This window comes from Sphaerisporangium sp. B11E5 (genome assembly GCF_039871875.1).
Classification (GTDB): Bacteria; Actinomycetota; Actinomycetes; order Streptosporangiales; family Streptosporangiaceae; genus Sphaerisporangium.
The window spans coordinates 1-19,465 of record NZ_JBDPMD010000075.1; the positions used below are offsets into that span (position 1 = coordinate 1).

A 19,465-nucleotide genomic window follows, 5' to 3' on the forward strand; every position below is an offset into this window, starting at 1 on the left:
GCGGTGACGAGGCCGCCCCAGGTGACGCGGGGGCGTTCGGGGGTGCGGGGCGGGGCCTCGGCGGGGGCGGTGCCGGTGATGGCCGCGGCCGCGGCGGCCACGGCGGGGCGGACCTCGCCGGGGACGAGCGGGGCGGCGGGCTCCCGGTGTGTGGCGGGCTTCACCGACGGCATGGCACGGGCGGCGTGCCAGGCCTCCAGCGGGCGGCGGCGCGGCGCCGTGTGCTTGGGCTTGGCCCGCGTGCCGCGCCGCGACCTGGCGGTGGCCCCGGCGGTCGCGACGGCGCGGGCGGGTACCGGGGCGGTGCGCCAGACCCGGGCGGTGAGCGTGATCTCGACGGGCTCCTCGACGGGGGCCAGGCGGCACCAGGTGCGCGGCTCGCCGAGGTAGCGGATCTGGGACTGCAGCAGCTCGTTGAGCCGCTTACTCTCGATCACCGGGCGGGTCGACAACCACGTCACCACGCCCGGCGGCACGATGTACAACACGTGCCAGGGGGTGTCGAACGGGACGCCGATCAGGTTGAGCAGAACCGACCACGGAACGACCACACCCACGAACACGCCGATCCACACGATCGGAAGCGGCGTCGGCAGCCGGAGGTCGTACAGCTTGTACAGCCGCTTCTCGATCCGCCAGATGTTCGTATAGGTAGGCAGGTCCACCCGATGATCCTCCTCTCCCTGTCACGGCCGCGCGGTCACGGTCACTTGATGCCGAGCGCCCCCGCGATCGCCCTGGCCGTCACCTCGATGATGTTGGGCACGTAGAAGATCACTCCGATGGCGATCGCCAGGATGATGAACTGCACGAACCTGGTGATCTCACGGGTGAAGAGGAAGAAGATCGCGACCACGGAGACCACGACGAGGAACAGCGGGGCGAAGAACTTCCGCAGGAAGTCCGCCAGACCCGCGGTGTTCACCCCGCCGCCCGCCGGTGCCGTGGGCGTCACGAGCTCCAAGGCGCTCTCCACGATTACTTTCAGAACCAACTCTCGTCCTCCTGCTCCTGGTCGCGCCGCCCCGTGCTCAGGGCCCGGCCCGGCGCTCCCCTCGGTTCACCCTCGCCCTCCTTCACGATGGCGGCCTCACCCCACAGACCTGGTCGCGCCGCTGATGCTCTTGACGTACCAGTTGTCACCCTGCTTCTCCATGGAGAGGCGGTAGGCCTGCTCCAGGCCCGCCGACTGGGCGGTGGGGTCGGTGGACGTCGACTCGGGCGCGGGGGTCGCGGCCGTCGGGACGGCCCACACGACCACGGCGGTCACCTCGCGGCTGGTGCCGCCCGGCGGGGCGATGACGCTCTTCAGCTCGGCCAGGGTGACCTTGCCGCCGAAGCCGTCGAGCGTGGTGCCCTGCACCACGAACCGCTGGAGCTGCGTGGCGTCGCCCTCGGCGAAGGCCTTGAAGAAGCCCTCAAGCTGGGGACGCAGCTCACTTTCCGTGACGTCGTCGCGCTCGGGCTCGGCGGCCTGGGGCAACCCGGCGGGGCCTCCCGCGGGCAGCAGGGCCGGCTGGCCGGAGACGACGAACCGGCCGTCGGCGTAGTAGACCGGGACCGACAACTTCCAGCGCTGGGGGCCGGACTGGGCGAGCACGGTGACGACGGCGTTCTGCGCGTCGCCCACCTCGACGTGGGAGAGCTGGATGCCTCCGGTGCTCATCTTGCCGAAACCGTTCCAGCCGAACTGGCGCTCGGCGCCCTCGGGGAGGAACGGCTGGAGCCGCTCGGCCCGGTCGTCCGGCTTGGCGCCGTCGAAGTTGAGGTACGCGGAGGCGAACTGCCCGGCGAACGCCGCGGCCTCGGCCTCGGGGAACTCCGTGCCGGTCGGCGCGACGGTGGGCTGCCCCGCCTGGTCGCCCTGGGCGAAGCGCTCGATGGGCGCGCGTACGCCGTTCACCACGATCACGATGATGACCGCCCACAACACGGCGCGGCCCACCCACACCAGCCAGCGCCCGCCCCCGCCGGACCAGCCGCGCCGCGGGGCGCTGCGTCCCCGAGCCCGCACGGGATCAGGGTCCGGGTCGTAGGGCGACGGAGGGTACGTCGAATGCTCGGGTTCGCCAGCGGTCCGCGGACCGTGCTGGACGTCTGACCTGCGAGCCATCACGCCTCCGCTCGCGCCGATCCCCCCGGCTGGCGCGGTGTCGTCTTACCTTCGATCCCGTTATCCATGGTGAAGTATTCACCTTAGCGGCCCCACCAATTGTTCCAGGAAAGCCACGCCCATGCCGCAGGCATCGCGACGACAGACCAACTGGGTCTTCTCGCAGGTAGGGGCCCTGTGACGGGAAGTCACGCGGGACATGGAACGGTCGTCCGCCGGCGAGCCACCATTCACCTCCGCGACAAAGTTCGCATTCGGGACAAAGCTCGCACCACTCGGGTAATCATTCGGACAACGTCGGGGGAAGACGACATTACCGCTGCTCACGGGCTTATTCACTCCCGTGGTGACGAATGCTTCAGGCTCGGCCGGCAGGCGTCGAACCGTCCGCACGCACCGGCCTCCCTTCCGCCGGCCGCGCCCCTCGGCGCCCCGGCCCACGACAACCATCGGACGGCCGCCCGTCCCGCGCACGGCACAGGACGACCCAAACAAAGGAGGGTACGCGGGAGGCGCGCCGTGCTCGATTACCTGCGGGCCACGCATTGGTAGCCGCGGCGAAACACCGGCCTCAAACGTTGAAGCGGAACTCCACCACGTCGCCGTCCCGCATCACGTAATCCTTGCCCTCGATCCGGGCTTTCCCGGCGGACCGGGCGGCCGTCATCGAACCCGCGGCCACCAGGTCGTCGAAGGACACGACCTCGGCCTTGATGAAACCGCGCTGGAAATCGGTGTGGATGACGCCGGCGGCCTCGGGGGCGGTGGCGCCCTTGCGGATGGTCCACGCCCTGGCTTCCTTCGGCCCGGCGGTGAGGTAGGTCTGCAGGCCGAGGGTCTCGAAGCCGACCCGGGCGAGCTGGGTGAGGCCCGACTCCTCCTGACCGACCGACTGCAGCAGCTCCAGGGCCTCGTCGTCGGGCAGCTCCACCAGCTCCGACTCGATCTTGGCGTCCAGGAACACCGCCTCGGCCGGGGCCACCAGGGCCGACAGGCGTGCACGCAGGGCGTCGTCGGTCAGCTCGTCGGCGTCCAGGTTGAAGACGTACAGGAACGGCTTGGCGGTCAGCAGGTGCAGGTCCCGCAGCGGCGTGAGATCCATGCCGGAGGCGTACAGGGTGGTGCCGGAGTCCAGGGCCTTGCCCGCGGCCTCCGCGGCCTCCAGCGTGGCTTTGGCGTCCTTGTTGGTCCTGGCCTCCTTGGTGAGGCGCGGGACGGCCTTCTCCAGGGTCTGCAGGTCGGCGAGGATCAGCTCGGTGTTGATCGTCTCGATGTCGCGCGGCGGCGAGATCTCGCCGTCCACGTGGGTGACGTCGGGGTCGGAGAAGACCCGGATCACCTGGCAGATGGCGTCGGTCTCGCGGATGTTGGCGAGGAAGCGGTTGCCTCGCCCCTGGCCCTCCGAGGCACCGCGGACCAGGCCGGCGATGTCCACGAACTCGACCTTGGCCGGCAGGACGCGGGCCGAGCCGAACAGCTCGCCGAGGACGTCCAGGCGGGAGTCGGGCACGCCGACGACGCCCACGTTGGGGTCGATGGTGGCGAACGGGTAGTTCGCCGCCAGGGCGTTGCCGCTCTTGGTCAGCGCGTTGAAGAGGGTGGACTTGCCGACGTTGGGCAGGCCGACGATCCCGATGCTCAGGCTCACGTCCGCCGAGTTTAGTAACCCCCGGCCTGTACGCCGTACCGCGCGGTGACGGCGGGCCTGGAATCATGCGACAGATGGACACCATGGCACTCGTCTTCCAACTCGCGGCGGGGCTCGTGGCCGGGCTGGTCGTCGGGTTCGCGCTCGGCCGGGCCAGGGCCGCCGTGGGCGCCGCCGCCGCCGACGCGCGGGCCGCCGAGGCCGAACGCCGGGCCGCACTCGCCGAGGCCGCCGCGCAGGCCGCCGAGGAGAAGGTGTCCTACGTCGAGGAGCAGATGACGCAGCGGTTCCAGACGCTGTCCAACCGGGCGCTCGACGTCAACAACCTGCGGTTCCTCGAACTGGCCGAGAGCAGGCTCGCGGCCTCGCGGTCGGACGCGGCGGGCGATCTGGAGCAGCGCCGGCAGGCGGTGGAGAACCTGGTGGCGCCGCTGCGCGACACGCTGGCGCAGGTGCAGGAGCAGCTCCGGCGCAGCGAGACCGGGTACCAGGTGGCGCACGCCGAGCTCGGCAAGCAGATGGAGTTCGTCCGGCAGAGCTCCGAGCAGCTCCGGGCGCAGACCGGGGCGCTGGTGCGTGCGCTGCGGCGGCCCGAGGCGCGGGGACGGTGGGGGGAGCTGCAACTGCGGCGGGTCGCGGAGATCGCGGGGATGTCGCGGTTCTGCGACTTCGACGAGCAGGCGAGCGCGGTCACCCGGGGCGGGATCGTGCGTCCCGACATGGTGGTGCGGCTGGCCGGGGGGAAGAACATCGTGGTGGACTCCAAGGTGTCGCTCGCCGCGTACCTGGAGGCCGCCGAGGCCGCGGAGGGCGGCACGCAGGAGGTGCGGCTGGACGCGCACGCCCGGCACCTGCGCGAGCACGTGGACCGTCTGGCGTCCAAGGTCTACTGGCAGGCGTTCACGCCGTCGCCCGAGTTCGTGGTGCTGTTCATCCCCGGGGAGGCGTTCCTGGCGCCCGCCCTGGAGCGGGACCCCGGGTTGCTGGAGTACGCCATGTCGCGGCGCGTCCACATCGCGACGCCGACCACGCTGATCAGCATGCTGCGCACGGCGCAGTACGCGTGGCAGCAGGCGGCGCTCAGCGAGAACGCCCGTGCCGTCTTCGACCTCGGCAAGGAGCTGTACGACCGGTTGGGGGCGATGGGGCGGACCATGGACACGCTCGGGCGGTCCCTCACGCGGGCGGTCGCGGCGTACAACCAGACGGTGGGGTCGCTGGAGACGCGGGTGCTGGTGTCCGCACGCAAGCTCAACGACCTCGGGGTGGTGGACGGGCCGCTTCCCGCGCCCGACCTGATCGAGGACCTGCCGCGGCCGCCGTCGGTGCCGGAGCTCGTGCCGGACGCCCCCGGGGAGCCCGGGGCGGCGTCGCACGCCGGGGAGAACGGGGCGCGGGAACCGGTGCCGTCCGCGGGGCGGATCGGGGAGCAGGAGAGGGTGTCGGACGGCGGCCGGAAGGGGGCGTCCGGCGAGAGGCCGCAAGACGCTGGTGAAGAGACGGCAAGGGCGTTCCAGGGCCCGCTTCCTGGGGGTAAGTTTGCGCCAGGCTCGTCATAGGGCGGTTCTGGCCGGGTGGGGCCGGGCCTGGAGGGGACGACAGTGGTAGCTCAGGAGCGCACGCGACCAGGGGTCAGGCTGACCGCCCGGGGCGCGGTCGCGCTCGTGTTCGTCGTCACGCTGCTCTCGGAGCTGACGGGGTCGATCACCGTCACCTGCGTCACCTTCGCGGCCGTGTGCGTGGCGGCCGTGCTGCTGGTGCAGCCGAAGGACCTGCTCGCCCTCGCCGTGACGCCTCCGCTGCTGTTCTTCCTCGTCACGCTGGTCTCGGCGGTCGTGGCCGCGCTCGGCGCGCCGTCCATGGTCCAGGCTCTCGGGCTCGGCATGTTCACCGACCTCAGCGCCGCCGCGCCGTGGCTGTTCGGCACCTCGGCCGTCATGCTCGTGATCGCCTGGTTCCGCGGTCTGCCCGCCAACATCACCGCGCTCAAGGCCGACCTGCGCTCCGACCCGCCCACCCGCCCGGCCGTGCGCCCGAAGGCCCCGGCCGCGCCGAAGTACGCACCCGAGCCCGAGGGGTACTTCGAGCCGCGTGTGTACGGCACGCCGCGCGACCAGAACGACCGGCCCGGCGTGCAGAGCGGCTCCTAGGAGCCCGCGCGCAGGTCGCGCCGCAGCTCGTGGGGCAGGGCGAAGCGGACGCTCTCGTGGACGGACTCGACCTCGTGGACGTCGGTGTAGCCGTGGGCCGCGAGGTGGGCGAGCACGCCGTCGACCAGGGACTCGGGGACCGAGGCGCCGCTGGTGACCCCCACGGTGTCGACGCCGGACAACCACGCGTCGTCGATGTGGGAGGCGTCGTCCACGAGGTAGGAGGCGCCCGCGCCGGCGTCCTTGGCGACCTCGACCAGGCGCTTGCTGTTGGAGGAGTTGCCCGAGCCCACGACGATGACGAGGCCCGACTCGCGGGCGATCTCCTTCACCGCGACCTGGCGGTTCTGCGTGGCGTAGCAGATGTCGTCGCTCGGCGGGTCGATGAGGGCGGGGAAACGGTCGCGCAGGCGGGCGACGGTCTCGGTGGTCTCGTCCACGGAAAGGGTGGTCTGGGACAACCAGACGACGCGCTCGGGGTCGCGGACCTGGACGGACGCGACGCTTTCTGGGCCGTCCACGAGGCGGACGTGGCGGGGGGCCTCGCCGGCGGTGCCCTCGACCTCCTCGTGGCCCTCGTGGCCGATCAGCAGGATGTCGTAGTCGTTCGCGGCGAAGCGCCTGGCCTCGTTGTGGACCTTGGTGACCAGGGGGCAGGTGGCGTCGACGGTCTTCAGGGACCGGGCGGCGGCCTCCTCGTGGACGGCGGGGGCCACGCCGTGCGCGGAGAAGACGACGATCGCGCCCTCGGGGACCTCCTCGGTCTCCTCGACGAAGACGGCGCCGCGCTCCTCCAGCGTCTTGACCACGTGGGTGTTGTGCACGATCTGCTTGCGGACGTAGATCGGCGCGCCGTACAGCTCCAGGGCCTTCTCGACCGCCTGGACCGCGCGGTCGACGCCCGCGCAGTAACCACGCGGCTTGGCGACGAGGACCCGCTTGGTCGCGGTGGTCTGCGAAATCATGGGTCCATCGTACGTGCAGGCGATTCCGTTCCTTGCCTCACCTGTGGACGTACGGTGGATAATCCCAAGTCATGGGCGTAGCTTCCCCCGGCCCGCGCGGTATATCTGCTTTCCTATGCTTGAGGGGAATGTGCGGGGGACAGTACCGTCCCCGCCCCTGTGACCTTACGCGGCATGGTCCGTCCACGACTCGCCGCCCGACAGCAAATCCCTAGGAGCCGGCATGTCATTGACCGACATCGTCCGCACCGTAGCCAAGAACGTCCGGCAGACCGTCTCCGACCCCGGCGAGCTCAAGGAGAAGGCCAAGGACCTCCCCCTCAACGTGCTCCAGACGGCGCTCACCGGCGTGGGCCAGGCCCTGATGCTCAGCGACCGCGTCCGCACCCGGCTGCGCAACCTGATCATCGACCGCGACGCCGACGAGCGCACCGCCGGCGACAGCGGCTCCTCCCCCTGGGCCACCGCCACCGAGGAGTCACCGGACAAGCCCGCCCGCCGCGAGCCCGTCATCTTCGCCCCGCGCCCGTCCCAGGCCCCCGCCGCCGAGCCCTCGAACGGCGCGGCGGCCAAGCCGTCCGCCACCACGGCGAAGCCCGCGACACCCCCCACCGAGGCCACTGCGGCGGAAACCACCGCACCCGCCGCCCCGGTCAAGGTCGCCGCACCCGCCGAGGCTCCCAAACCGGCCGCACCGGCCGCACCGGCCGCGCCCGTCGCGACCGTCGCGCCGGAGCCCGCCGCACCCGCACCCGCACCCGCACCCGCTCCCGCCGCGCCGGCCTCGGCCACTCCCGCTCCCGCCGCGCCTGCCACGGCCGAGCCCGCCACCACCCTGCCCGAGCCGTTGCCCGGGTACTCCGGCCTCACCGTGGCGTCGCTGCGGGCCCGGCTGCGCGGCAAGTCCGCGGCGCAGGTGCGCGAGCTGCTGGAGTACGAGCAGGCCACCACGGCGCGCCCCGAGGTCGTCCAGATGTTCGGCAAGCGCCTGGCCAAGCTGGAGAGCGGCGAGTAGAGGACGGACAGAAGCCGGACGACCCGCCGCACCGGAGGCACGCCACCGGCAGCCGCCCCACCCCCCATGCTTTGTAGGCTGCCCGCATGACGGCGAAGACCTCTCCGGAACAGCCGCTGCCGATCCGGTCGGTGCTCCAGATGGTGGCGCAGTGGATCAGCCGGCTCGGCGTGGTCTGGGCCGAGGGCCAGATCACCGAGCTGTCCTCCCGCGGCGGCACGGTCTTCCTCACGCTGCGCGACCCCGTGGCCAACGTGTCCGCCCGGGTGACCTGCCCGCGCAACGTGTACGAGTCCACCGTGCCGAGGCCCGTGGACGGCGCCCGCGTCGTCATGCTCATCAAGCCGGACTTCTGGGTCAACCGGGGTTCGTTCGCCTTCACCGCCCTCGAGATCCGCCCGGTCGGCGTCGGCGAGCTCCTGGCCCGCCTGGAACGCCTGCGCCAGATCATCGTCGCCGAGGGCCTGGCCAACGCCGACCGCAAGCGCAGGCTCCCGTTCCTCCCCCATGTCGTCGGCCTCATCTGCGGCCGCGACTCCGCCGCGGAACGCGACGTCCTGGAGAACGCACGCCGCCGCTGGCCCGCCGTCCGCTTCACCGTGGAACAGGTCGCCGTCCAGGGTCCCTACGCCGTGGCCGAGGTCAGCGAGGCCCTGCGCAAACTGGACGCCGACCGCGAGGTGGACGTCATCGTCATCGCCCGCGGCGGCGGCTCCCTGGAGGACCTCCTGCCCTTCTCCGACGAGTCCCTGGTCCGCGCCGTCTCCGCCTGCCTCACCCCCGTCGTCAGCGCCATCGGCCACGAACAGGACAACCCCCTGATCGACCTCGCGGCCGACGTCCGCGCCTCCACCCCCACCGACGCCGCCAAGAAGGTCGTGCCCGACGTAGGCGAACAACTCGCCCTGATAAGCCAGCTCCGCGACCGCGGCCGCCGCGTGGTGACGGGGTGGCTGGACCGCGAGCAGTCCTGGCTCACCGCCGTCCGCTCCCGCCCCGCCCTCTCCGACCCCGTCCGCGAGATAGAACGCCGAGCCGAGCAGATGGACGCCCTCAGAGACCGTTCCCGCCGCTGCCTGGCGTCTTCCCTGGACCGCGCGGAAGACTCCCTGACCCACCTCAAGGCCCGCCTGGACGCCCTGTCCCCCGCCGCCACCCTGCGCCGCGGCTACGCCATAGTCCAACGCCCCACCGGCGAGGTGGTCCGCCAGGCCGCCGACGTGGCCGAAGGCGACCCGTTGACCCTCCGCTTCCCCGACGCCCGCCTGACCGTCACCGCCACCGCCGACCGCACCCCCTAAGGTTGTTCAGGTGCCCGACGCAGAGACCCCGTCCTACGAACGCGCCCGCGAGGAACTGACCGATGTGGTCCGCCGCCTGGAAGCAGGCGGCCTGACCCTGGAACAGTCCATAGAGCTGTGGGAACGCGGCGAACGCCTCGCCGCCCTGTGCGAAGAATGGCTCCAGGGCGCCCGCGTGAAGCTCGCCGCCGCCATGGCCCGCCGCGAGGAAACGGCTGACGGCTCCTCCGAGGACACCCCCTTCTGACGCCGTACGGGCCGGCCCCCGTGGGGACCGGCCCGTAGGTCGTGATCGGTGACGTGTCAGACCAGGTCGAAGCGGTCGAGGTTCATGACCTTGACCCAGGCCTTGACGAAGTCGGTGACGAACTTCTGCTTCGCGTCGTCGCTCGCGTAGACCTCGGCGAGGGCACGGAGCTCGGAGTTGGAGCCGAAGACGAGGTCGGCGCGGGTGCCGGTCCACTTGACCTCGCCGGTGGCGGTGTCGCGGCCCTCGAAGGCGGTCGCGTCGCCGGAGGTCGCCGTCCACCGCGTGCCCATGTCGAGCAGGTTGACGAAGAAGTCGTTCGTGAGGGTGCCCGGGGTGGTGGTGAGGACGCCGAGCTGGGACTGCTCGTGGTTCGCGCCGAGGACGCGGAGGCCGCCGACGAGGACCGTCATCTCGGGGGCGCTCAGGGTGAGCAGGTTCGCCCGGTCGAGCAGCAGGTACTCGGCGGGGAGGCGGTTGCCCTTGCCGAGGTAGTTGCGGAAGCCGTCGGCGACGGGCTCCAGGGCGGCGAACGACTCGACGTCGGTCTCCTCCTGCGAGGCGTCCACGCGGCCCGGGGTGAAGGGGACCTCGACGTCGAAGCCGGCCTTCTTGGCCGCCTGCTCGACGCCGACGCCGCCGGCGAGCACGATCACGTCGGCGAGGGAGACCTGCTTGCCGCCGGTCTGGGCGGCGTTGAAGGCCTGCTGCACGCCCTCAAGGGTGCGCAGCACCGTGGCGAGCTGGTCGGGGTCGTTGACCTCCCAGCCGCGCTGCGGCTCCAGGCGGATGCGGGCACCGTTGGCGCCACCGCGCTTGTCGCTGCCGCGGAAGGACGAGGCCGACGCCCACGCGGTGGACACGAGCTGGGACACCGACAGGCCGGAACCGAGGATCTGCTCCTTGAGGGAGGCGATGTCCGCTGCGTCGACGAGCGCGTGCGTCACGGAGGGCAGGGGGTCCTGCCACAGCAGCACCTCGGAGGGGACCTCCGGGCCGAGGTAACGCACGACCGGGCCCATGTCGCGGTGGGTCAGCTTGTACCACGCCCGCGCGAACGCGTCCGCGAACTCGGCGGGGTTGGCGAGCCAGCGACGCGTGATCTGCTCGTAGATCGGGTCCACGCGGAGCGCGAGGTCGGTCGTCAGCATGGTCGGGGCGTGGCTCTTCGACGGGTCGTGGGCGTCGGGGACGGTGCCCGCGCCGGCGCCGTCCTTCGGCTTCCACTGGTGGGCGCCCGCGGGGCTCTTGCTCAGCTCCCACTCGTAGCCGTACAGGATCTCCAGGAAGCTGTTGTCCCACGTGATCGGGGTGTTGGTCCACGCGCCCTCGAGGCCGCTGGTGATCGCGTCGGCGCCCTTGCCGGTGCCGAAGGAGTTCTTCCAGCCGAAGCCCTGGTCCTCGATCGAGGCGGCCTCGGGGTCGGGGCCGACATGGTCGGCCGGGCCCGCGCCGTGGGTCTTGCCGAAGGTGTGGCCGCCCGCGATGAGGGCCGCGGTCTCCTCGTCGTTCATCGCCATCCGGCGGAACGTCTCACGGATGTCGCGGGCCGCGGCCAGCGGGTCCGGGTTGCCGTTCGGGCCCTCCGGGTTGACGTAGATGAGGCCCATCTGCACCGCGGCGAGGGGGTTCTCCAGCTCGCGGTCACCGGTGTAGCGCTGGTCGTCGAGCCAGGTGGACTCGGGGCCCCAGTAGACGTCCTCCTCGGCCTCCCAGACGTCCTCACGGCCGCCGGCGAAGCCGAAGGTCTGGAAGCCCATGGACTCCAGGGCGACGTTGCCGGCGAGGATCATGAGGTCGGCCCACGAGATCGCCTGGCCGTACTTCTTCTTGACCGGCCACAGCAGGCGGCGGGCCTTGTCGAGGTTGCCGTTGTCCGGCCAGCTGTTGAGCGGGGCGAAACGCTGCTGCCCGGCGCCGGCGCCGCCGCGGCCGTCACTGATGCGGTAGGTGCCCGCGCTGTGCCACGCCATGCGGATCATGAAAGGCCCGTAGTGACCGTAGTCGGCCGGCCACCAGTCCTGCGAGGTGGTCAGCACCTCGGCGATGTCCCGCTTCACGGCAGCGAGGTCGAGCGACGTGAACGCCGCGGCGTAGTCGAAGTCCTCACCGAGGGGGTTGGCCACGGCGGGGTTCTTGGCGAGGACCCGCAGGTTCAGCCGCTCCGGCCACCACTGGCGGTTCCCGCCCCCCTGGGTGGGGTGCGCGGCACGCCCGTGCGCGACCGGGCAGCCACCCTCGCCCTCCGTCTTGGCATCGGTAACTATTGCGTCATGGTTTTCAGACATGGAAATCTTTCTGGACTAGGTCGGATCACGGTGCTCATGAACTGCGGGCGGTGGAACAGTCAGGGCACAAGCCCCAGTAGATGACCTCGGCCTCGTCGATCGAGAACCCGCGGTCGTCGGAAGAGGTCAGACAGGGCGCCTCGCCGACCGCACAGTCGACATCGGCGACCACGCCACACGACCGGCACACGACGTGATGATGGTTGTCCCCCACACGTCCCTCGAACCGCGCCGCGCTCCCCGCCGGCTCGATCCGCCGGACGAGCCCCACCGCCGTAAGCGCGTGGAGAGCCTCGTACACGGCTTGAAGAGAGACATGCCCAACCCGATCCCGCACCCCAGAGGCGATCGCCTCGACGTCAAGGTGATCCCCCTCACGCACGGTCTCAAGCAACGCCACGCGGGCGGCCGTCACCCGCAGGCCGGCACCGCGCAACTCAGCCGCGGTGGTCGGAGTCCGGGATGCGGTCATGCGCAGAACCTATCGCCATAAACGTGAATGATTCAAGATAGCTAACAGTCCAAGTTTAGCTGGCGAGGGGGGCGGATTCCACCCAGGTCGAGGCATGCGGAAGAGGCGTACCGGCCCCGGCGCACCACGTCCGTCAACGGGAGCTGGGCTGAGGCTTCAGGCTGGCGGCGAGGGTGGTCAGTTCGGCCCAGTCGGCCTGGCCGGTCACCACGATGGTGACCCCCGGCTGGATGGTGACCAGGGTGCGCTGGTTCTTGTCCGGGCGGACGCGTTCCTGCCAGGTGACGCCGTTGATCTGGCGGGCACCGGTCACCTTGTCGCTGTTGGCCATGCGGGAGGCGAAGGCGCCGGCGGGCTCGTTGCTCTGGGCCAGGAGGGCGTGGGAACGGCGGGCGGTGGCGAAGCCGAGGCGCCAGGTGGTGTAGCCGCCCGGGTCGAGGTTGGAGCTGTTCGGGACCCAATTGGACGGCACCGGGTCGGGGACGCGCACCTCGTACGGGGCGGTGCGGCGGAGCTGGGCGAGGGTCATGGAGTAGTCGACCCTCGGGATGTGCTCGGTACGGCTCTGCGGGGTGATCAGCAGGAAGACGCCGACGATCGCCAGGCAGAAGAGCACGGCGAACGCATAGCCCAGGAATCCCTCGCTGAATCTGCGCACAACCAGGGAGGATACCGCCGGGTGGAGGCGGTGCCGATCTCGGGCGGCGGTGGCTCTCGCCGCCACCGGGCGGGGGTCAGGGGTGTTCGAGGTGGGCGATTATGCTCAGGGCCTCTTCGGCCAGTTTCCGGGTGCGGGAGACGTCTTCCGAGAGGGCTACTTCGGCGACGGTGGCGGCCAGGGCGCCGGTCACCACCAGGACCAGGGCGCCGCTGTCCTGGTCGAACAGTGCGGCGTTGCGGCGGGCCCAGTGGCGCATCCGGTCGCGCATCATGACCTCGAAGCCGGGGGGGCCGTCGCCTCTCAGGAAGAGGGCGGCCAGTTCTCGTTCGGCGAAGCAGCCGTCCAGATAGGCGCGTGCGCCGGCGATGAACAGGCGCATGGGGTCGGTCTCGCCGCCTGATCTGGCGGTGTGTACGGCTTCTTTGGTGCGTTGCGTCTGGCGGGTCTGGAACTCTTCGAAGAGCGTCAGGTAGAGGTCGGCCTTGCCGGAGAAGTGGTGGTAGAGGCTGCCGACGCTGGCGTTGGCGCGGGAGACGACGTCGGTGACTCCGGCTTCGGCGAAGCCGCGGGTGACGAAGATCTCTCGGGCGGCGTCCAGAAGTGCCCCTCGGGTGGCGGCGCCGCGTTCGGAGGTGCGCACTGTCACCGATCGTTCCGTGTCGCTGCTCATGGTGGTGACAGTAGCCCTCGGAGGGCGCCGAGGTGGGACAACTACGATCGATGTAGTCGGCCGGACAGGAAACCGGGGGCTATGGCCGCCGTCCCGAGGTACTTCGGCGGGATATGTAAGGAGCTTGGCACTATGTCGGAAGAGACGTCGGTACCGCCGGTGCTGGCCGCCGGTAAGCACGCACCCGACCGCAACCTGGCGTTGGAACTCGTCCGGGTCACCGAGGCGGCCGCCATGGCCGCGGCCCGGTGGGTGGGCCGGGGCGACAAGAACGGCGCCGACGGCGCGGCGGTGAACGCCATGCGCCAACTGATCAACACGGTGTCCATGGACGGCGTGGTCGTGATCGGCGAGGGCGAGAAGGACAACGCCCCCATGCTGTACAACGGCGAGCGCGTCGGCGACGGCACCGGCGCCGACTGCGACGTGGCCGTGGACCCGATCGACGGCACCCGCCTGACGGCCCTCGGCATGCCGAACGCCATCTCGGTGATCGCGGTGAGCCCCCGCGGGGCGATGTACGACCCCTCCGCCGTCTTCTACATGGACAAGCTGGTGACCGGCCCCGAGGCCGCGGACGTCGTGGACATCGAGGCCCCGGTGGCCGCCAACATCGCGGCGGTCGCCCGCGCCAAGGGCGCCCGGCCCTCGGACGTCACGGTCGTCGTGCTGGACCGCCCGCGCCACGAGCGGCTGGTCAAGGAGATCCGCGAGACCGGCGCCCGCATCAAGTTCATCACCGACGGCGACGTGGCCGGCGCGATCATGGCGGCCCGCCGGGACACCGGCGTCGACCTCATGCTGGGCGTCGGCGGCACCCCCGAGGGCATCATCGCCGCGTGCGCGCTCAAGTGCCTGGGCGGCGTGATCCAGGGCAAGCTGTGGCCCCGGGACGACGCCGAGCGCCGCCGCGCCCTGGACGCCGGGCACGACCTCGACCGGGTGCTGGCCACCGACGACCTGGTCAAGTCCGAGGACGTGTTCTTCGCCGCCTCCGGCATCACCGACGGCGAGCTGATGTACGGCGTCCGCTACCGCGCCGGCGCGGCCGTCACCCACTCCCTGGTGATGCGGGCCCGTTCCGGCACCGTGCGCAAGGTCGAGAGCGAGCACCAGCTCTGGAAGCTCGGCGCCTACAGCGCCATCAACTTCGACACGGCCACCTAGGCCTGTTTTCCGCACGAGCCCGAAAGCTGTTCAGGTCGTGGGGGCGATGTGCGGAAAATGGGCCTACGGCCGGCCGCGCCGGAGCCTGCCCCGCTTGGGGGGCTTCGGGCACTTGGCGACGACGTTGCCCATCATGATCACACCGGTGATCTCGATGACGGGCGCGCCGGGGGGCGCCGACTCGGGGACCTGGTTCTTCTTGCCGCCCAGGACCGCCGAGGCGGGCATGACGACGCGGACGCCCTCCGGCACGATCAGCGTCAGCGTGGCGCCCATGACGGTGGCCTGCACGGTGATGTGGCTGCTCTGCAGCAGGGCCTCGCGCAGGTCCAGGGTGACCCCGGTGCCGACGGCGGTGACCGGGTAGTGGGTGGGGACGACCCAGCGTCCCTGGCGCTGCTCGGAGCGGAACAGGGCCGTCACGGGACGGCCGTCGGCGCGCAGGGGCTGCCGGTCCTCGGGGAGCAGGTCGGCGGTGAACGTGAGCAACTCGCCGAGGGTGCGGGCCGCGTAGACGCCCTCCACGCGCTCCTCGTGCTCGACCTGGGTGATCCTGCCGTCGGCCACGGCGTCGCGCAGCACGTCGATCACCCGCTCACGGTCCTCGTCGGAGGCCCGGAGCTGCCCCGGGCCCGGCCCGTGAGTGCGCTGCTCCCCGCCGAGGACCCCGGTGAGGAGCTGCCGCAATGCGGGGGCGCCGTGCTGGTTCCAGCGCTCGGCCCACCGGTCGTTCCGTGTCGCCACACCTCGACACTAACCCGCCGTAGGGGGTACCGGGCCGGACGGAAACTCGTTGGATCAATGCCGGTGCCGTTTCTTATGGTGACCGCATGCCCACCGTGAGCCCGCGGTCCATCGACACCGCCACGCCCGCGCGCTCCGAGAGCGCGATCTCCATCCGTGGCGCGGTCAAGCGCTACGGCGACGTGACCGCCGTCGACGGCCTCGACCTGGAGGTGCCGTACGGCATCTGCCTCGGCCTGCTCGGCCCGAACGGCGCGGGCAAGAGCACCACGATGCGCCTGCTCACCGCCCAGTCACGGGCGGACGAGGGGGAGATCTCCGTGCTCGGTCACCGCCTGCCCCGCGAGTCCAAGAAGGCCCGCGCCCTCATGGGTGTGGTCCCCCAGCAGGACAACATCGACGAGGAGCTGACCGCGCGGCAGAACCTCGAGGTGTTCGCCCACCTGTACCGCGTGCCCAAGGCCGACCGCGCGGCGGCGGTGAGCCGGGCGCTCCAGGTGGCGCAGCTCGTGGACCGGGCCGACACCAAGGCCGACGACCTGTCCGGCGGCATGCGGCGCCGCCTGCTCATCGCCCGGGGCCTGGTGCACCGGCCGCGTCTGGTGCTGCTCGACGAGCCCACGGTCGGGCTGGACCCCCAGGTGCGGCAGGAGTTGTGGTCGCTGGTGGCGGCGCTGCGGGCCGAGGGGGTGACCACGCTGATGTCCACCCACTACATCGAGGAGGCCGAGCGGCTCGCCGACGAGTGCGCGCTGATGTCGCACGGCAAGGTGGTGGCCAGGGGCGCCCCGGGGGCGCTGATCGCCGAGCACGCGGGTGGGCACGTGGACGAGCACCACGGCTCGCCGGAGCGGCTCGCCGAGATCGCCGAGCTGGCGGCGGCCGCCGGCATCAGGACCCGCCGCACGGGGCCGTCCATCGCGCTGCTCGCCGCCGAACGGCAGCCCGAGTCGCTGCGCGAGAAGCTCGGCGCCCCCACCATCAGGCGGCCCTCCAGCCTGGAGGACGTGTTCGTGATCCTCACCGGGGAGAGTGTGGAATGAGTTCGCAGCCGGGAAGCGGGCAGGTGGCCGCGCCGCGGTGGTTCGAGTGGGCGCCGGTGCGGGGGGTGTGGAGCCGGGAGACGGCGCTGTACAAGCGCTACTGGGCGTCCACGTCGTTCGCGGCGCTGGTGGAGCCGACCATCTGGCTGCTGGCGTTCGGGTTCGGCTTCGGGTCGGTGGTCGGGGCGGCGTACGGCTACAACTACCGCGACTTCGTGGCGACCGGTGTGGTGGCCACGTCGGTGTTGTTCATCAGCGCGTTCGGCGCGATGTTCGGCAGTTTCATCAGGCGCACCTACCAGCACACTTATGACGCCGTGCTGGCGGCGCCGGTGGACGTGCACGAGCTGGTGACCGCCGAGGCGTCGTGGCTGGCGGCCAAGGCGGGGCTGTACGGCTGCGCGCCGGTGCTGGTGGGCATGGCGTTCGGCCTTGACCCGAGCCCGGGCATGCTGCTGGTGCCGTTCATCGGGTTCCTGACGGGGCTGGCGTTCGCGTTGTTCGGCATCTGGATGTCGGCGATCGTGCCGTCCATCAACACCTTCGACTACGTGATCAGCGGCGTCCTCGCGCCGATGTTGCTGGTGGCGGGCACGTTCTTCCCGATCGACGAGCTGCCGCCGTGGGCGGCGGGCATCGCACGCCTGAACCCGCTGTACCACTGCGTGGAGCTGGTGCGCAGCGCCGTCTTCGGACGGCTGGGGCCGGCCGACCTCGGGCATGTCGGGTTCCTGCTGGGCTTCGGCGCGCTGATGTGGGGGCTCGCGGTGTGGAAGATGCGGGCCCGCATGATCGACTGAGGGGCCCGTTTCGACGCAGGAAACAGATCGGTGTACCGTACGACAGGTAAACCGATCTGTTTCCAACTGTGGAGTCGTCCCATGAAGATCCAAGACGCCGTCGTGCTCGTGACCGGCGGCAACCGCGGCATCGGCAAGGCCCTGGTGGAGGAGGCGCTCGCACGGGGCGCCAGGAAGGTGTACGCCGGGGCGCGCGACCCCGGGACCGTCACCACGCCGGGGGCCGTGCCACTGCGGCTGGACGTCACCGACCCGGCGTCGGTCGCGGCGGCGGCCGAGCAGGCCGGGGACGTCCAGGTCCTGATCAACAACGCGGGGATCAGCCTCGGGCTGGACATCCTGACCGACGACCTCGACCGGGCCCGGCAGGAGTTCGAGGTCAACTACTTCGGCGCGCTGCGGATGATCCAGGCGTTCGCCCCGATCATCGAGGGCAACGGCGGAGGGCACATCCAGAACGTCAACTCCGCCCTCGGCCTCGCCGTGGCCCCCGGCTACGGCCGGTTCACGGCGTACGCCGCCACCAAGGCCGCGCTGCTGATGGCGACCAACGGCCTGCGCGACACCCTCCCCGCCCGGGGCGTGGAGCTGTCCAGCCTGCACGTCGGCTTCACCGACACCGACATGATCCGCGGCCTGGACGTGCCGAAGAACCCGGTGGCCGAGGTCGCCGGCAAGGCGATCGACGGCATCGAGGCGAGCGCGGCCGAGGTCCTGGCCGACGAGACCAGCGTCCAGGTGAAGGCGCTGCCCGCCCTGGACCCCGGGCAGATCTTCCCGCGGACCGCCGCCTGAGGCGGCTCACCCGCCCCTCGCGTCCCGCCGCCGGCGACCGGCCGGGCACGCTCGGAGCGGCCGCGAGCGCGGATGCCCCGCCGGCGGCGGTGACGGTTGCCTGGGGCTATTGACCGGGACTTTGCGGGGCCATAGCCTGACCGGAACTTGACTCTGGCTCATGTTCCGCGCGGAGGCTGTGGTGCCGACCGACCGTGAGCGGCGGGCGCGGCTCGCCACTTTCGCTGTGTTCTTCGTGCAGGGACTCACCTTCGCCACGTTGCTCACGCAGGTCGCGACGCTTCAGCGCGAACACCGGCTCAGCGACGGGGAGCTCTCCATCCTGCTGCTGGTCGTGCCGGTCATCGCGGGCGCGGGCAGCGTGCTCGCCGGAGAGGTCGCCAAGCGGTACGGCAGCCGGGTCGTCCTGCGGGCCGCGCAGCCGGTGGCCTGCCTCGCGGTGGTGCTGGCGGGCCTGGCGCCCGGTGTGCCGATGCTCGTGGTCGCGAACGTGCTGTTCGGGATCGGTCTCGGGTCGGTGGACGCCGGCATGAACATGCAGGCGGTCGCGGTGGAGCGCCGGTACGGCCGTGCGGTGCTCACCGGGTTCCACGCGCTGTGGAGCGCGGCGGCGGTGGGCGGCGCGGTCTGGGCCTCGGTGGCGGGCGGGATGGGGCTGAGCCTCGGGGTCACCTTCGCGATCGCCATGGCGGCCGGCGTGGTGATCAGCGTGGTGGCCGCGGGCGGGCTGTTCGGCGCGGCCGAGGAGCACGTGGAGGCCGGTCACGCGGAGGGCACAAGGAAAGCCGTACGTTTCCCCTGGCGGCCCGTCCTGCCGCTGTGCCTGGCGATGGCGTTCCTGTACGTCGGGGACGCGTCCATCTCGAACTTCGGCTCCGTCTACATGGAGAAGATCATGCACGCGGCCCCCGCCGTCGTGCCGCTGGCCCTCGGCGCCTACCAGGCCACGACGTTCCTGGTGCGCGTGGGCGGCGACTTCGCGGTCCGCCGGTACGGCCCCGCGATGATCGTCCGCATCGGCGGGGTGCTCGCCACGCTCGGCTTCGCCGGCATCGTCGCGGCACCCAACGAGCCGGCGGCGGTCGCCGCGTTCGCCGTCGCCGGGGTGGGGCTGTCCGTGGTGGCCCCACAGTCGTTCTCCGCGGCCGGGCGGCTGGACCCGGCGGGCACCGGCGTGGCCATCGCCCGGGTCAACATGTTCAACTACGTCGGCTTCATCGTCGGCGCCGCCCTGGTCGGCGGCATCGCGGAGGCCGCGGACTACCAGATCGCGTTCGTCGCCCCCCTGATCCTGGCCGCGGCCATCGTGGCCCTCGCGCGCGGCTTCCAGCCGGCCGCCGCCCCCAGTCCAGCCAGGATCTGACGCGAGCCGCCGGGCCGGGCACC

The 19,465-nt window shown here is 71.5% G+C and carries 20 protein-coding genes; 10 read left to right on the forward strand and 10 right to left on the reverse strand.

Going from position 1 to position 19,465, the window contains the following annotated elements; translation table 11 throughout:
- From ABGB17_RS36940 to ychF, 4 genes are all read right to left on the reverse strand, one after another.
- Positions 1 to 665: TcpE family conjugal transfer membrane protein (locus ABGB17_RS36940; RefSeq protein WP_347638673.1), on the reverse strand; the 665-nt coding region annotated here is incomplete at its 3' end.
- 41 nt (positions 666 to 706) lie between these two features.
- Complete coding sequence (locus ABGB17_RS36945; RefSeq protein WP_347638730.1) at positions 707 to 976, reverse strand: hypothetical protein; 270 nt, start codon at positions 974 to 976, stop codon at positions 707 to 709.
- 114 nt (positions 977 to 1,090) lie between these two features.
- Positions 1,091 to 2,014 (reverse strand): conjugal transfer protein, encoded by a 924-nt coding sequence (locus ABGB17_RS36950; RefSeq protein ID WP_347638675.1) that lies wholly within the window; start codon positions 2,012 to 2,014, stop codon positions 1,091 to 1,093.
- A 670-nt stretch (positions 2,015 to 2,684) separates the two neighbouring features.
- Entirely contained in the window at positions 2,685 to 3,761 is a 1,077-nt protein-coding gene (gene ychF, locus ABGB17_RS36955; protein WP_347638677.1) for a redox-regulated ATPase YchF, read from the reverse strand.
- Between the two features lie 74 nt (positions 3,762 to 3,835).
- Here ychF and ABGB17_RS36960 point away from each other — a divergent pair, with 74 nt between their 5' ends.
- Both ABGB17_RS36960 and ABGB17_RS36965 read left to right on the forward strand, forming a co-directional pair.
- Entirely contained in the window at positions 3,836 to 5,320 is a 1,485-nt protein-coding gene (locus tag ABGB17_RS36960; RefSeq protein ID WP_347638679.1) for a DNA recombination protein RmuC, read from the forward strand.
- A gap of 42 nt (positions 5,321 to 5,362) precedes the next feature.
- Positions 5,363 to 5,911, forward strand: coding sequence for a DUF6542 domain-containing protein (locus ABGB17_RS36965; protein ID WP_347638681.1), 549 nt, complete (start codon positions 5,363 to 5,365; stop codon positions 5,909 to 5,911).
- Here the strand turns inward: ABGB17_RS36965 and ABGB17_RS36970 are convergent.
- Positions 5,908 to 6,876: a 4-hydroxy-3-methylbut-2-enyl diphosphate reductase gene (locus tag ABGB17_RS36970; protein WP_347638683.1), complete on the reverse strand. Its 969-nt coding sequence runs from the start codon at positions 6,874 to 6,876 to the stop codon at positions 5,908 to 5,910. The genes ABGB17_RS36965 and ABGB17_RS36970 overlap by 4 nt on opposite strands.
- A 223-nt stretch (positions 6,877 to 7,099) precedes the next feature.
- On the opposite strand from ABGB17_RS36970, the gene ABGB17_RS36975 reads away from it, so the two are divergent.
- The 3 genes from ABGB17_RS36975 to ABGB17_RS36985 all read left to right on the forward strand — a co-directional run bounded on the left by ABGB17_RS36975 (position 7,100) and on the right by ABGB17_RS36985 (position 9,439).
- The gene (locus ABGB17_RS36975) at positions 7,100 to 7,891 is read left to right on the forward strand and encodes a hypothetical protein (RefSeq protein ID WP_347638685.1); all 792 of its coding nucleotides are present in this window, start codon (positions 7,100 to 7,102) and stop codon (positions 7,889 to 7,891) included.
- Positions 7,892 to 7,977: 86 nt separating this feature from the next.
- Complete coding sequence (xseA, locus tag ABGB17_RS36980) at positions 7,978 to 9,192, forward strand: exodeoxyribonuclease VII large subunit (protein ID WP_347638687.1); 1,215 nt, start codon at positions 7,978 to 7,980, stop codon at positions 9,190 to 9,192.
- A 10-nt stretch (positions 9,193 to 9,202) separates the two neighbouring features.
- A complete protein-coding gene (locus ABGB17_RS36985) occupies positions 9,203 to 9,439 on the forward strand; it encodes an exodeoxyribonuclease VII small subunit (protein WP_347638689.1) in 237 nt (78 codons plus the stop codon).
- Positions 9,440 to 9,495: 56 nt separating this feature from the next.
- On the opposite strand, the gene katG is transcribed toward ABGB17_RS36985, so the two are convergent.
- The 4 genes from katG to ABGB17_RS37005 form a co-directional block, all read right to left on the reverse strand.
- Positions 9,496 to 11,727, reverse strand: coding sequence for a catalase/peroxidase HPI (gene katG / locus ABGB17_RS36990; protein WP_347638691.1), 2,232 nt, complete (start codon positions 11,725 to 11,727; stop codon positions 9,496 to 9,498).
- A gap of 34 nt (positions 11,728 to 11,761) precedes the next feature.
- A complete protein-coding gene (locus ABGB17_RS36995) occupies positions 11,762 to 12,199 on the reverse strand; it encodes a Fur family transcriptional regulator (RefSeq protein ID WP_347638693.1) in 438 nt (145 codons plus the stop codon).
- A 133-nt stretch (positions 12,200 to 12,332) separates the two neighbouring features.
- Positions 12,333 to 12,857 carry a DUF4245 domain-containing protein gene (locus ABGB17_RS37000; protein WP_347638695.1) on the reverse strand — a complete coding sequence of 175 codons (525 nt, stop codon included), beginning with the start codon at positions 12,855 to 12,857 and terminating at the stop codon, positions 12,333 to 12,335.
- Positions 12,858 to 12,933: 76 nt separating this feature from the next.
- Positions 12,934 to 13,530, reverse strand: a complete 597-nt coding sequence (locus ABGB17_RS37005; RefSeq protein ID WP_347638697.1) for a TetR/AcrR family transcriptional regulator — start codon at positions 13,528 to 13,530, stop codon at positions 12,934 to 12,936.
- A 132-nt stretch (positions 13,531 to 13,662) separates the two neighbouring features.
- On the opposite strand from ABGB17_RS37005, the gene glpX reads away from it, so the two are divergent.
- Positions 13,663 to 14,697 (forward strand): class II fructose-bisphosphatase, encoded by a 1,035-nt coding sequence (glpX, locus tag ABGB17_RS37010; protein ID WP_347638699.1) that lies wholly within the window; start codon positions 13,663 to 13,665, stop codon positions 14,695 to 14,697.
- A gap of 63 nt (positions 14,698 to 14,760) precedes the next feature.
- On the opposite strand, the gene ABGB17_RS37015 is transcribed toward glpX, so the two are convergent.
- A complete protein-coding gene (locus ABGB17_RS37015; protein WP_347638701.1) occupies positions 14,761 to 15,441 on the reverse strand; it encodes a DUF1707 domain-containing protein in 681 nt (226 codons plus the stop codon).
- Positions 15,442 to 15,527: 86 nt separating this feature from the next.
- Between ABGB17_RS37015 and ABGB17_RS37020 the strand changes: the two genes are divergently transcribed.
- The 4 genes from ABGB17_RS37020 (at position 15,528) to ABGB17_RS37035 (ending at position 19,442) form a co-directional block, all read left to right on the forward strand.
- On the forward strand, positions 15,528 to 16,484 hold the full coding sequence (locus tag ABGB17_RS37020; protein WP_347638703.1) for an ABC transporter ATP-binding protein: 957 nt from the start codon (positions 15,528 to 15,530) through the stop codon (positions 16,482 to 16,484).
- The gene (locus tag ABGB17_RS37025; RefSeq protein WP_347638705.1) at positions 16,481 to 17,284 is read left to right on the forward strand and encodes an ABC transporter permease; all 804 of its coding nucleotides are present in this window, start codon (positions 16,481 to 16,483) and stop codon (positions 17,282 to 17,284) included. Before ABGB17_RS37020 ends, ABGB17_RS37025 begins: the two co-directional genes overlap by 4 nt.
- Before the next feature lie 81 nt (positions 17,285 to 17,365).
- Positions 17,366 to 18,079 carry an SDR family oxidoreductase gene (locus ABGB17_RS37030; protein WP_347638707.1) on the forward strand — a complete coding sequence of 238 codons (714 nt, stop codon included), beginning with the start codon at positions 17,366 to 17,368 and terminating at the stop codon, positions 18,077 to 18,079.
- Between the two features lie 181 nt (positions 18,080 to 18,260).
- Positions 18,261 to 19,442 (forward strand): MFS transporter, encoded by a 1,182-nt coding sequence (locus tag ABGB17_RS37035; RefSeq protein ID WP_347638709.1) that lies wholly within the window; start codon positions 18,261 to 18,263, stop codon positions 19,440 to 19,442.
- Positions 19,443 to 19,465: the final 23 nt, after the last annotated feature.